This window comes from Thiolapillus sp., assembly GCF_048562965.1.
GTDB classification, from domain to species: domain Bacteria; phylum Pseudomonadota; class Gammaproteobacteria; order Chromatiales; family Chromatiaceae; genus Thiolapillus; species Thiolapillus brandeum_A.
Map to the genome: position 1 here is coordinate 1 of NZ_JBHNMF010000066.1, position 11,062 is coordinate 11,062.

Consider the following 11,062-nt stretch of genomic DNA (forward strand, 5'->3'; position numbering starts at 1 on the left):
CGCCCAGACAATTGGCTCCCGCTCAATCCGGGTGACCTGCTCGGAAGAGCCGGATGCGGGAAATCCGCACGTCCGGTTCTGTGAGGGTGAAAGCCAGCAATGGCCGATCTACTCGACTAGCGTTTCCTTATCTTGACCAAATGACTCAATTGGGTGAAAATCCTGAGTTATCTTCAGAATAGAAAATTAGTATATTCTGAAAAGCTTGGAGATCGATTTCCAGCTTCAAACCCGAATTTTCAATTGCAACTGGGGGTATTCCATCCATGAGCTCACAAGGCGTGGACCTCAAAAAACGCCGCATGTTGATTACAGCGACAGCTGGTATCGGTGCGGTAGGCGCGGGCTTTGCCCTCGTTCCTTTTCTCAGTTACTGGCAACCCAGCGCCCGGGCCAAGGCCATGGGTGCGCCGGAAGAAGCTGATATCGGCAAGATCGAACCCGGTGCGCTGTTGCGTGTCAAGTGGCGCGGCAAGGTATGCTGGGTAGTCCGCCGCACCGAAGAGACGCTGAAGAATCTCAAGGAGAATACAGGGCATCTCGCCGATCCCGATTCCGAGGTTCCCCAGCAGCCCGAATACTGCAAGAACTATCACCGTTCCATCAAGCCGGAATACCTGATAGCCGTAGGCATCTGCACCCACCTGGGCTGCTCGCCGACCTATCGTCCGGACATCGGTCCCGCCGATCTGGGTGCGGACTGGATGGGCGGCTTCTTCTGCCCCTGTCACGGTTCCAAGTTCGATCTGGCAGCACGGGTCTACAAGGGCGTGCCTGCCCCGACCAACCTGGTGATTCCCCCGCACAAGTACCTCAGTGATACGAGAGTGCTAATCGGCGCAGATGACGGAGGTGCAGCATGAGCCTGATGACCTGGATAGACGAGCGTTTCCCCGCCACCAAGGTGTGGAACGAACATCTGGCGCAATACTATGCGCCCAAGAACTTCAATTTCTGGTATTTCTTCGGCTCGCTGGCAATGCTGGTGCTGGTAAACCAGATCGTGACCGGCATCTGGCTGGCCATGGACTACAAGCCGGATGCTACCCTGGCGTTCGCTTCCGTCGAATACATCATGCGTGATGTGAACTGGGGATGGCTGATACGCTACCTGCACTCGACCGGGGCTTCAGCCTTCTTCATTGTCATCTATCTGCACATGTTCCGCGGACTGATCTATGGTTCCTACCGCAAGCCACGGGAACTGCTGTGGATCATCGGTATGGTCATTTACGTTGCCATGATGGCCACTGCCTTCATGGGTTATCTGCTGCCCTGGGGCCAGATGTCCTACTGGGGTGCGCAGGTTATCGTGAACCTGTTCCAGGCCATTCCCGTCATCGGTGACGACCTGTCCATCTGGATCCGGGGTGACTATGTTATTTCCGACGCCACTCTGAACCGCTTCTTTGCGCTCCACTTCCTGCTGCCTTTCGTGCTGGCTGCGCTGGTGTTCGTGCATATCGTGGCGTTGCACAAGGTGGGTTCCAATAACCCTGACGGTATCGAGATCAAGAAGGGGCCCAAGGGCAACAGGTGGAGCGACACTGCACCTGCTGACGGTATTCCCTTCCATCCCTACTACAGTGTGAAGGATATCGCGGGCGTGGTGGGTTTCCTCATCATCTTCCTGGCGATCGTGTTCTTCCTGCCGGAAATGGGCGGATATTTCCTGGAGGCACCGAACTTCGAGCCTGCCAACCCGCTGAAGACGCCTGAGCACATCGCGCCGGTATGGTACTTCACGCCCTTCTACGCGATGCTGCGTGCCGTACCGAGCTTTGCCGGTACACAGGTCTGGGGTGTCATTGTCATGGGTGCCTCGATCGTGATCCTGTTCTTCCTGCCCTGGCTGGACAAGAGTCCCGTGAAATCCATTCGTTACAAGGGGCCCATCTTCAAGGTCATGATCGCCATGTTTGTCGTGGTGTTCGTTATCCTGGGTTATCTGGGAATGCAGCCCTCCACTCCGGGCCGCACCCTGACGGCGCAGATTTGCACAACACTGTATTTTGTCTTTTTCCTGGCGATGCCCATCTACAGCAAGATAGATAAGACCAAGCCAGTACCAGAGAGGGTGACCAAATGAAAAAACTGATTGCAATCCTTTCTTTGGCCCTGTTGCCGCTGACCGGCTTTGCCAGTGGCGCGGTACATCTGGAATCGGCTGATATCGATCTTACTGATGATGCCGCCATGCAGCGTGGCGCCAAGTACTTCGTCAACTACTGTCAGGGCTGTCATTCTCTGAAGTATTTCCGTTATGAGAATATGCAGCAGTTCGGGCTGACCAAAGATCAGATCCGTGACAATCTGATGTTTGGCGATGGCAAGGTGGGTGATCTCATGACCACCAGCATGCCCGTAGCGGATGCTGCCGAGTGGTTCGGTACCGCGCCACCGGATCTGACGCTGACTGCACGCCTGAAGCATGGTGGCGCCGACTGGATATACACCTATCTGAAGAGCTTCTATGCCGATGAGAGCCGTCCTTTCGGTGTCAACAATGTGGTCTTCCCCAACGTGGGTATGCCGCATGTGCTGATGGAACTGCAGGGCGTGCAGGAGGCTGTTAAAGAGAAGGACGAGCATGGTAACGTGCATGTGAAAGAACTGAAGCTCGTCAAGCCCGGCCGTCTTTCCGAGGAGGAATATGACGAACTGGCCCGGGATCTGGCTACTTTTCTGACTCACGTGGCGGAGCCGGTGAAACTGGAACGTCAGCATCTGGGTATCTGGGTGATGCTGTTCCTGTTGGTCTTCTTCGTGGTATCCATCCTGCTCAAGAAGGAGTACTGGAAAGACGTGCACTGATCTTGAATTGTATTGATGTACGGCCCGAAAAGGCGCGCAGTCTGCTATACTGTGCGCCTTTTCCATGTCTGTGCTGTCGACTGAGAAGGCTTGGCTTTCTCTTTAGAATCGTTTTTTTACGCCTGAGTTCAGCAATCCATATTTTAGGTAGGTGCCAGTGGCAACAAGAAGATCCATCATGACCCTTTTTTCCGATCCCGCAGATTTGCACAGCCATCGCGTGCGGCTGGTGCTGGCCGAGAAGCATGTTACCGTGGACATCGTGGATGTCGATCCGCTGAATCTTCCCGAAGATGTCATGGATCTCAATCCTTACGGCACCGCCCCCACGCTGGTTGATCGTGAGCTGGTGCTGTTCGACTCCCGCATCATTCTGGAATATCTGGATGAGCGTTACCCTCATCCGCCACTGCTGCCCGTCGATCCGGTTTCCCGGGCCACTTTCCGCATGTATATCTATCGCGTTGAGAAGGACTGGTACAGCCGGGTGGATACCATCCTGGCCGGCGGAAAACCCGCGACCAAGGCGCGCAAGGAACTCAAGGAGAGTCTGACTGCCAGCGCTCCCATTCTGGCGGCAAAACCCTTTTTCATGAGTGACGAATTCTCCGTCGTGGATGCCAGTATCGCCCCCCTGTTGTGGCGCCTGCCGCATCTGGGCATCGAACTCGAAGGCAGTGCGTCCAATACCTACAATGCCTATGCGGCACGGTTGTTCAAACGTGATGCGTTTGCCAAGAGTCTGACAGAAGCCGAGAGGGAAATGCGTCTCTGATGCGCTGTGCGCCTCCATGTCCATGACCTCCAACCGTCCTTATCTGATACGCGCCATCTGGCAATGGATCAGCGACAATGGCATGACGCCGCATCTGCTGGTCAATGCCGATGCCAAGGGGGTGGAGATTCCCCGTCAGTTTGTGGAAGACGGACGTATCGTACTCAACGTCAGTGCCTCTGCGGTGCGCGATCTCGATCTGGGTAACGACTGGATATCCTTTGGTGCCCGCTTTTCCGGTAACCCAATGAACGTGTTGCTGCCGGTGAGCGCGGTACTGGGCATCTACTCCAAGGAAAACGGGCAGGGCATGCTGTTTCCCGAGGATGACGAAGCCGTCCCGCCTGAGGATGAAGGGCCGGATGATACCCCGCCGCCTGCTGGCGGGCGACCCAGCCTGAAAGTGGTCAAGTAGCCAAACTGTGTGTCCCCTTACGGTCTTTTTCTGGGGAAGGGGATGACTTCAGCCTTGGGCTTCGCAGTTTTGGCCGCAGCAGGCGCTTCATTGTACCGGGCTTCCTGCTCGATGGTATGTCTGCCCTGAATATGCACGGCCTCCAGCTGGTCGCCGATAAGCAGGACATAGCCAGACTGACGCAATGTGCCGTCCACGCTGTAGTCGAAGCGGTACATACGCCGGAAACGCAGACCTGATGGCGTCCAGCGCAGCCCCACACGCTGCAGATAAACGCTGTCGTCGAGCAGCTGGTATCGTTCTTTGTCGCAGGCAGCGCGGCTGATGCCGACGGCCAGTTCCCTGGCGCGGGCGGCTTCCAGCCAGAACATGGCGAGCAGGCCCAGTATGATGATCGCTGCCAGAGTGGAAACCACAGGATGAAACGCTCCGTATCGAAAAAAGATGTGCTGCAGGTGTGTACGGGTGATATTACCAGACTTGCCGTGGACGCCATCGTCAATGCGGCAATATTAACCCGGCAACCAAATATATCGTATTCAGAGTCTCGGGCATCTTTCCTATCAAGGCGCGTGCCGCAGGCAAGGGTGGTCTCCTTGGCAAGGCACGCAACGCCGAGAGGGAAGATGCCCGAGACTCCTAACCTTTTGATAAATAAGACGACAGGCCGAGCTGTGTGCGCCCGCTGGATATCTTCGATCTGCTGCTCCACGGCATCCCGTGGGTGCTGCTGGGCCTGAAACTGTGGCGCGAAGCGCAGCTCAAGCGGGAGAACAATCCCCCGCAAAACTGATTTCAGTGCGTGCTCTCCCACCAGATGGCGTCCGCTACGGCGTGGGTAAGCACACGTCCGGGATGCGGGCGGCAGCGCCAGTAACCGTGATGCCAGTAACCGCGGCAGCGGCGTACTGGCTTTACCACAACCACGGTAGCCGGGGGTGCGGGTTTGACCACCACCACGCGGTAGTACGGCCTGTGATAGCCGTGCGCCATCGCCAGTACCGGCGCCAGTGTGACCGTGATGGCGAGGAGTGAAGAGAAGAAATACCTGCCTGCTTTGCTTGCCATGTCAATTCTCCAGGGTTTCGTTGTCTGTATCCGGTAAAACGCCTGGAGCGGCAATCGGTTGACAGTTATTTATGCGCAGAAGACAGCCGGTCCAGCCGCAGGCGCTGACGCTCGTCGAACAGACGCCGGCTGCCGGCCCAGATGGCTGTGAGACTTCCCAGCCCGGAGCCTGCGGCAATCATGAACAGGATCATCAGCTGGTACTTGGCGGCTTCCATGGGCGGACTGCCACCGAGAATCTGGCCGGTCATCATGCCGGGCAGGCTGACGATGCCCGCTGTGGTCATGGCATTGATGATGGGGATCAGCCCGGAGCGCAGGGCGTCCCGCCGGATATTCGAGATGGCCTGGGACCACTCGTGCCCCAGCATCAGCCGTGCCTCGATGCGCTGACGCTGTTCCCAGGTGTTGCGGGTCAGGTTGTCCAGAGCAATGGCGATGCCGGACATAGTGTTGCCCAGCAGCATGCCCAGCAGGGGAATCAGATACTGGGGCTGGTACCAGGGATGAACCTGCACCACTACTGTCAGGGCCAGCAGTGTGATGAGGAAGGAGGACAGGAACATGGACAGGGTGCCCAGCCCGTAGCCCCAGCTGCCACGGAAGCGCCGTTGCTGGCGTGCCATTACCTCGTAGCCTGCCACGGCCAGCATTACCAGGGTCATGAGGGCGATGAGCCACAGGCTGGTCTGGGCGAACAGGGTTTTCAGGATCATACCCAGGATCAGCAGTTGTACGGTGCTGCGGCTGGCGGCGATCAGCAGCTGGCGTCCGATGCCCAGGTGCAAGGCCCAGGAAAGACCTGCCAGCAGACAGATCAGTGCAGCGGAAATGCTCAGATCCAGAGCAGAAAGGCGTATCAGTTCCATGTTCAGTTTTCCTCCGGCAGGAAACGGCCCTGGTCCATGATGGCGCGGCTGTCGGCGATACGCGTCAGCTGGGCGGGATCGTGACTCACCCAGATGGCGGCCGCCTGATGTTGCCGCAGATAGTCATTGATGATCTGCTCCACGATGTCGGTGTTGCCCGCGTCCAGGTTGGCCGTGGGTTCGTCAAGCAGCAGGACACGGGGCTGGTTGGATAGCATGCGAACCAGGGAGAGGCGCTGCTTTTCACCGCTGGACAGGCGTCCGGTCTGCCAGCTCAGCACGTCTTCGGGGAAGCCCAGGGCCGACAGCAGTTCTGATGGCCTGTGGCTGGCATGACCACCCACTGAATCGCTCCACCACTGGCTTTCCGCAGGCAGCAGGCTGACCTGGCGGCGCCACTGTGGGCCGGTGAACAGCTCACGCGGCCGGTCGTCCAGGCGGACATCACCCTCGTTGACGTCCAGGTCCGCTATGGCGCGCAGCAGCAGGGTTTTGCCCGAACCGGATTCTCCGTGCAGCCCCAGGCAGCTGTGCGCAGACAGCGCCAGGTTCACGTCGTGAATGAAGTCTGTATGCAGTTCCCTTACCAGGAGCAGGGGTTTTCGCTGGCTACCCATAAATATATTGATTTGCACAGCAGAATTCTGAATGACTGCTATGCTTGGGTAGTGACCGGCACAAGATACCCATAAACGCCGGCACTATCGAGAACATGATTGATCTGGAGGAGTGAACCTTATGGCAACAGCAAGTACCCTGTATCCTGAACGCATGCAAGCCCCTGACAACTTTGACGACTGGAGCGAAGAGCATGCCAAACAACTGGCCCGGGAAGATGGTATTCATCTGGATGATGCCCACTGGGAAGTGATCTATTTTCTGCGTAACCACTGCAAGGATCACGGTACGTCCTGTACTGCCCGGCATATCATCAGAGCGCTGTCCGAACGCTTCGAGGATCGTGGTGGCAAGCGTTATCTGTACAGTCTGTTTCCCCATGGTCCTGTGTATCAGGCAAGCAGGTTAGCCGGGCTGCCCATGCCGCCCAGTACGCTGGATCTGTCGTTCGGCAGTGTGCATTAACCTGATGAGGGCTGAACTGACGTTCGTCTGAACATCAGATCCCATACGCCGTGACCGAGGAGCTGTCCCCGCCGCTCGAACTTGGTGGTGGGGCGGCTGTCCGGTTGTGGCAGGTAACCGTTCGAATCAGAAAGGTTTTCGAACAGGTCGTCACGCGCTGAAAAGTGTCGCAGCATGTGTTCGGCATAGTCCTCCCAGTCCGTGGCGGCGTGAAACAGGCCACCCGGCTTCAGCAGTATTGCCATCAGTTCCACGAAGGCTGGCTGGACGATGCGCCGCTTGTGGTGTTTCTTCTTGTGCCAGGGATCAGGAAAGAACAGCTGCACGCCCGACAGTGAGCTGGCGGGTATGACCTGCCGCAGTATTTCCATGGCGTCTGCGCTCATGACGCGCACATTGCCGATGTCTTCCTCCGCCAGTTTCAGCAGCAGGTGCCCGACGCCCGGCGTATGCACCTCGATGCCCAGGTAATTGCGTTCAGGAAAGGCTCTGGCCATGATGGCCAGGGATTCGCCATCGCCGAAACCGATTTCCACCCACACCGGGTTGCGGTTCCCGAACAGCGCAGAAAAATCCAGCGGCTGTGCGGGATCGAAATCCACGCCGTAGCGGGGCCAGTATTCTTTGAACGCCCTTTCCTGCCCGGGAGTCATGCGCCCGGTGCGCAGCACGAAGCTGCGGATGGGACGATGTCTTTTTTCCTCCACTGTCAGAAGAACAGGCCTTCCATGGGAGAGGAGGCCGAGGCGAAGCGTTTGGCCGGCATGCGGCCCGCCAGAAAGGCTTCGCGGCCTGCCTGTATGGCCTTCTTCATGGCACAAGCCATGAGCACGGGATCCTGGGCGGCAGCGATGGCGGTGTTCATCAGCACACCGTCACAGCCCAGTTCCATGGCCACAGCCGCATCGGATGCGGTGCCCACGCCGGCATCCACCAGGATGGGCACTTTCGCGTTCTCCACGATGGTGCGGATGTTCAGAGGATTGCGCACGCCCAGGCCGGAACCGATGGGCGCTGCCAGGGGCATGACGGCTGCACAGCCTATGTCTTCGAGTTCCCGGGCGATGATGGGGTCATCGTTGGTGTAGACCATGATGTCGAAGCCGTCCTTGATCAGCTCTTCTGCCGCTTTCAGGGTGGCCATGACGTCAGGGAACAGGGTTTTCTCGTCGCCAAGCACTTCCAGCTTCACCAGGTTGTGCCCATCCAGCAGTTCCCGCGCCAGGCGGCAGGTGCGCACTGCGGTCTTCTGATCATAGCAGCCGGCGGTGTTGGGCAGGATGGTGAATTTTTCCGGTGGCAGTACGTCCAGGATGTTCTGCTCGTCGCTGTTCTGCCCGATGTTGGTGCGGCGCACGGCAATGGTGACGATCTCGGCGCCGGAGGCGTCGATGGCGGCGCGGGTCTCGTCCATGTCCTTGTATTTGCCCGTGCCGACGAGCAGGCGGGATGAAAACTCGCGCCCTGCGACGCTGAAGGTATCTTTGTCTGACATTGATTTACTACTCGTGAGAATGTGGATGTTGTGATTCTACCCTGAAAATCCGGGCAGGATTCAGCCGCCGCCGATGGCCTGCACGATTTCCACGGCATCGCCTTCGTGCAGCAGGTGTTCAGCATGCTGGCTGCGGGGTATCAGTTCTTCATTGACCTCTACCGCATATCTTGTGCCTTCGAGGGTCATGCCGTTGATCAGGGCTGCCAGGGTCAGGTTATCATCGACGCGGGTTTTTTCGCCGTTTACCGATATATTCATGGACGCGCCATATGTGGGTTATAACTGGATCGATTTTACACTAAAATCAGGGGTTCATCGTGCTTTGGGGGAAGCGTCTGCATGCAAAAATTCCATGAAAATCTCATATCGGTCGAAGAGGCGGTAACGCTGGACGGTGTTTTTGCACGCCGTTTGCACCGCTCCCCGGAGGGGCTGGCCTACCGCTATTATGATCGGCCCAACCGGGAGTGGCGCAGTTATACATGGACAGAAATGGCAAGGCAGGTCGCCCGCTGGCAGAAAGCACTGGGCCAGGAAAAACTGCGCCCAGGAGACCGTGTGGCGATTCTTTTGCGCAACTGTCCCGAGTGGGTGATGTGGGACCAGGCGGCTCTGAGCATGGGGCTGGTAACCGTGCCTCTGTACACAGACGACCGGCCGGACAATATCGCCTACATCCTGGAAGAGTCAGGTGTAAAGGCGTTGCTGGTGCAGGATGCCGGTCGCTGGAAACGCCTCGTTCCCTCCCTTCCCGAAGATGGGGAAGGCAAACTGCAGCGGGTGATTCTGCTCGATGGCGGAAACGAAGCCGGCAAGTTCAGTCGCAACGATGAGCGTATCCGGCTCGCGGCAGACTGGCTGCCCGCTCAGGGTGGTGAGTTGCAGGTAAGACAGGGTGCCGACCCTCATTCCCTGGCTTCCATCGTCTATACCTCGGGCACCACCGGACGGTCCAAAGGTGTGATGCTCAGTCATCACAACATGCTTTCTGTTGCGCACGGCGGCGTAACCCTCCTGGACTGCTATGAGGAAGATGTGTTTCTATCCTTCCTGCCTCTTTCGCATACTCTGGAGCGCACGGCGGGCTACTATCTGCCCTCATGGCGGGCGCCAGCATGGCCTATGCGCGCTCCGTGGCGCAGCTGGGGGATGATCTGCTGCACATCCGTCCATCGGTGCTCATCGCAGTACCGCGGATATTTGAACGGGTCTACGGCAAGATCAAGGATCAGCTGAAAAAGAAGCCGGCCATTGCGGGCAAGCTGTTCCACGCAGCGGTGGATGTGGGCTGGCACCGTTTCCAGTATCAGCAGGGACGTGCGGGCTGGTCGCCGAAGCTCATGCTGTGGCCCCTGCTCAACAAGCTGGTGGCCCGCAATGTGGTTGAAAAACTGGGCGGGCGTCTGCGTGCTGCAGTGAGTGGCGGTGCGCCCCTGTTGCCGGATATCGCCAGGGTGTTCATCGGCCTGGGTATACCTATCGTGCAGGGTTATGGTCTGACGGAAACCAGCCCGGTGATCAGCGTCAATCCGCTGGAAGACAACATCCCCTCCAGTGTTGGTGTCACCATTCGTGGCACCGAGGTAAAGCTCGGTGAGCAGGATGAACTGCTGGTGCGCGGTCCCGGCGTCATGATGGGCTACTGGAACAACCACAAGGCCACCACGGAGATGATTGACCCGGATGGCTGGCTGCATACAGGAGACCAGGCAAAGGTAGAGGACGGGCATATTTTCATCACCGGTCGCCTCAAGGATATCCTGGTGCTTTCCAATGGCGAAAAAATTCCCCCGGCAGACATGGAAATGGCCATCTCTCTGGATCCATTCATAGAGCAGGTGATGGTGGTGGGGGAAGGGCGCCCGTATCTTACGGCGCTGGTCGTCCTGAACGAGGAGAACTGGCCTGCGCTGGCGAAGGAGCACGGGTTGGATGGGAAGGATCCTGACAGCCTGAATCACAAGAAGTTACATGCCGATATTCTCAGGCGCATCAAAAACTCACTGACCGATTTTCCCGGATATGCCAAGATCCGCCAGGTACGGCTGATGCTGGAGCCCTGGACCATCGAGGAAGGACTGATTACGCGGACGCTCAAGGTCAAACGTCCCAAGGTGCTCGAACGTTTCGCTGAAGAAGTGGAATCCATGTATTCCGGTGGGCCAACCAACTGAGTTGGGCGTATAATGCCGGGTGTTCGAAAGGCGGGTATCGTATATCGGTATTACCCCAGCTTCCCAAGCTGGTGAGGCGGGTTCGACTCCCGCTACCCGCTCCATTTTTCAATTGACAATCGGTGGTGCGCCTAGTATCTTTGCCGCCCTGATTTGTCATGGCTAGGTAGCTCAGTTGGTTAGAGCACAGCACTCATAATGCTGGGGTCGGCAGTTCGAATCTGCCCCTAGCCACCATAAAATCAAGCACTTATGGATTGTATCCGTAAGTGCTTTTTTATTGCCCCTTTTTTGTCAGACTGAAGTTTCCCAGAAATTATTCAAGCCACCATGCGCAGCAGCACAGTGACCAGAGAATTTCCGGGG

The 11,062-nt window shown here is 57.5% G+C and carries 14 protein-coding genes, 2 tRNA genes and 1 pseudogene; 10 read left to right on the forward strand and 7 right to left on the reverse strand.

Annotated elements, in window-relative coordinates:
• Window positions 1-266 precede the first annotated feature (266 nt).
• The 5 genes from petA to ACOCD2_RS05790 all read left to right on the forward strand — a co-directional run bounded on the left by petA (window position 267) and on the right by ACOCD2_RS05790 (window position 4,004).
• Window positions 267-863 (forward strand): ubiquinol-cytochrome c reductase iron-sulfur subunit, encoded by a 597-nt coding sequence (gene petA / locus ACOCD2_RS05770; RefSeq protein WP_293645744.1) that lies wholly within the window; start codon window positions 267-269, stop codon window positions 861-863.
• Window positions 860-2,089, forward strand: coding sequence for a cytochrome b (locus tag ACOCD2_RS05775; RefSeq protein ID WP_293645746.1), 1,230 nt, complete (start codon window positions 860-862; stop codon window positions 2,087-2,089). The genes petA and ACOCD2_RS05775 overlap by 4 nt, the downstream gene beginning before the upstream one ends.
• Entirely contained in the window at window positions 2,086-2,814 is a 729-nt protein-coding gene (locus ACOCD2_RS05780) for a cytochrome c1 (protein ID WP_293645748.1), read from the forward strand. Before ACOCD2_RS05775 ends, ACOCD2_RS05780 begins: the two co-directional genes overlap by 4 nt.
• Window positions 2,815-2,992: 178 nt before the next feature.
• Window positions 2,993-3,589, forward strand: a complete 597-nt coding sequence (locus ACOCD2_RS05785) for a glutathione S-transferase N-terminal domain-containing protein (protein WP_293645750.1) — start codon at window positions 2,993-2,995, stop codon at window positions 3,587-3,589.
• Window positions 3,590-3,611: 22 nt separating this feature from the next.
• Window positions 3,612-4,004: a ClpXP protease specificity-enhancing factor gene (locus tag ACOCD2_RS05790; RefSeq protein WP_293645766.1), complete on the forward strand. Its 393-nt coding sequence runs from the start codon at window positions 3,612-3,614 to the stop codon at window positions 4,002-4,004.
• Between the two features lie 17 nt (window positions 4,005-4,021).
• Here ACOCD2_RS05790 and ACOCD2_RS05795 read toward each other — a convergent pair whose 3' ends face one another.
• The 4 genes from ACOCD2_RS05795 to ACOCD2_RS05810 form a co-directional block, all read right to left on the reverse strand.
• Complete coding sequence (locus ACOCD2_RS05795; protein ID WP_293645752.1) at window positions 4,022-4,420, reverse strand: DUF3301 domain-containing protein; 399 nt, start codon at window positions 4,418-4,420, stop codon at window positions 4,022-4,024.
• 379 nt (window positions 4,421-4,799) lie between these two features.
• Window positions 4,800-5,072 (reverse strand): hypothetical protein, encoded by a 273-nt coding sequence (locus tag ACOCD2_RS05800; RefSeq protein ID WP_293645754.1) that lies wholly within the window; start codon window positions 5,070-5,072, stop codon window positions 4,800-4,802.
• A 65-nt stretch (window positions 5,073-5,137) separates the two neighbouring features.
• Window positions 5,138-5,941: an ABC transporter permease gene (locus ACOCD2_RS05805; RefSeq protein ID WP_293645756.1), complete on the reverse strand. Its 804-nt coding sequence runs from the start codon at window positions 5,939-5,941 to the stop codon at window positions 5,138-5,140.
• A 2-nt stretch (window positions 5,942-5,943) separates the two neighbouring features.
• Window positions 5,944-6,576: an ABC transporter ATP-binding protein gene (locus tag ACOCD2_RS05810; protein WP_293645758.1), complete on the reverse strand. Its 633-nt coding sequence runs from the start codon at window positions 6,574-6,576 to the stop codon at window positions 5,944-5,946.
• Window positions 6,577-6,679: 103 nt separating this feature from the next.
• Between ACOCD2_RS05810 and ACOCD2_RS05815 the strand changes: the two genes are divergently transcribed.
• A complete protein-coding gene (locus ACOCD2_RS05815; protein ID WP_293645760.1) occupies window positions 6,680-7,024 on the forward strand; it encodes a TusE/DsrC/DsvC family sulfur relay protein in 345 nt (114 codons plus the stop codon).
• Here the strand turns inward: ACOCD2_RS05815 and trmB are convergent.
• Genes trmB through thiS form a run of 3 tightly spaced genes read right to left on the reverse strand, consistent with a single transcriptional unit; the run spans window position 7,021 to window position 8,780 of the window.
• Window positions 7,021-7,677, reverse strand: coding sequence for a tRNA (guanosine(46)-N7)-methyltransferase TrmB (gene trmB / locus ACOCD2_RS05820; protein WP_293645768.1), 657 nt, complete (start codon window positions 7,675-7,677; stop codon window positions 7,021-7,023). The two genes, ACOCD2_RS05815 and trmB, sit on opposite strands and share 4 nt — an antisense overlap.
• Window positions 7,678-7,733: 56 nt before the next feature.
• The gene (locus ACOCD2_RS05825; RefSeq protein WP_293645762.1) at window positions 7,734-8,519 is read right to left on the reverse strand and encodes a thiazole synthase; all 786 of its coding nucleotides are present in this window, start codon (window positions 8,517-8,519) and stop codon (window positions 7,734-7,736) included.
• A gap of 60 nt (window positions 8,520-8,579) precedes the next feature.
• On the reverse strand, window positions 8,580-8,780 hold the full coding sequence (thiS, locus tag ACOCD2_RS05830; RefSeq protein ID WP_293645764.1) for a sulfur carrier protein ThiS: 201 nt from the start codon (window positions 8,778-8,780) through the stop codon (window positions 8,580-8,582).
• Window positions 8,781-8,861: 81 nt separating this feature from the next.
• Here thiS and ACOCD2_RS05835 point away from each other — a divergent pair.
• From ACOCD2_RS05835 to ACOCD2_RS05850, 4 genes and pseudogenes are all read left to right on the forward strand, one after another.
• Window positions 8,862-10,108: pseudogene (locus tag ACOCD2_RS05835) on the forward strand (AMP-dependent synthetase/ligase); the annotation flags it as partial.
• Window positions 10,109-10,327: 219 nt separating this feature from the next.
• Window positions 10,328-10,696: a hypothetical protein gene (locus ACOCD2_RS05840; RefSeq protein WP_419581712.1), complete on the forward strand. Its 369-nt coding sequence runs from the start codon at window positions 10,328-10,330 to the stop codon at window positions 10,694-10,696.
• Between the two features lie 30 nt (window positions 10,697-10,726).
• Window positions 10,727-10,800: transfer RNA gene (locus tag ACOCD2_RS05845), tRNA-Gly, on the forward strand.
• A 56-nt stretch (window positions 10,801-10,856) separates the two neighbouring features.
• Window positions 10,857-10,933: transfer RNA gene (locus tag ACOCD2_RS05850), tRNA-Met, on the forward strand.
• Window positions 10,934-11,062 lie beyond the last annotated feature (129 nt).

Excerpts from the sequence above, each read along its gene's own strand:
- ACOCD2_RS05815 (WP_293645760.1), top strand. The coding sequence starts at position 6,680 with ATGGCAACAGCAAGTACCCTGTATCCTGAACGCATGCAAGCCCCTGAC.
- ACOCD2_RS05785 (WP_293645750.1), top strand. The coding sequence starts at position 2,993 with ATGACCCTTTTTTCCGATCCCGCAGATTTGCACAGCCATCGCGTGCGG.
- ACOCD2_RS05780 (WP_293645748.1), top strand. The coding sequence starts at position 2,086 with ATGAAAAAACTGATTGCAATCCTTTCTTTGGCCCTGTTGCCGCTGACC.
- ACOCD2_RS05840 (WP_419581712.1), top strand. The coding sequence starts at position 10,328 with ATGGCCATCTCTCTGGATCCATTCATAGAGCAGGTGATGGTGGTGGGG.
- trmB (WP_293645768.1), bottom strand. The coding sequence starts at position 7,677 with ATGACTCCCGGGCAGGAAAGGGCGTTCAAAGAATACTGGCCCCGCTAC.
- ACOCD2_RS05805 (WP_293645756.1), bottom strand. The coding sequence starts at position 5,941 with ATGGAACTGATACGCCTTTCTGCTCTGGATCTGAGCATTTCCGCTGCA.
- ACOCD2_RS05825 (WP_293645762.1), bottom strand. The coding sequence starts at position 8,519 with ATGTCAGACAAAGATACCTTCAGCGTCGCAGGGCGCGAGTTTTCATCC.
- ACOCD2_RS05800 (WP_293645754.1), bottom strand. The coding sequence starts at position 5,072 with ATGGCAAGCAAAGCAGGCAGGTATTTCTTCTCTTCACTCCTCGCCATC.
- ACOCD2_RS05775 (WP_293645746.1), top strand. The coding sequence starts at position 860 with ATGAGCCTGATGACCTGGATAGACGAGCGTTTCCCCGCCACCAAGGTG.
- ACOCD2_RS05790 (WP_293645766.1), top strand. The coding sequence starts at position 3,612 with ATGACCTCCAACCGTCCTTATCTGATACGCGCCATCTGGCAATGGATC.
- thiS (WP_293645764.1), bottom strand. The coding sequence starts at position 8,780 with ATGAATATATCGGTAAACGGCGAAAAAACCCGCGTCGATGATAACCTG.
- petA (WP_293645744.1), top strand. The coding sequence starts at position 267 with ATGAGCTCACAAGGCGTGGACCTCAAAAAACGCCGCATGTTGATTACA.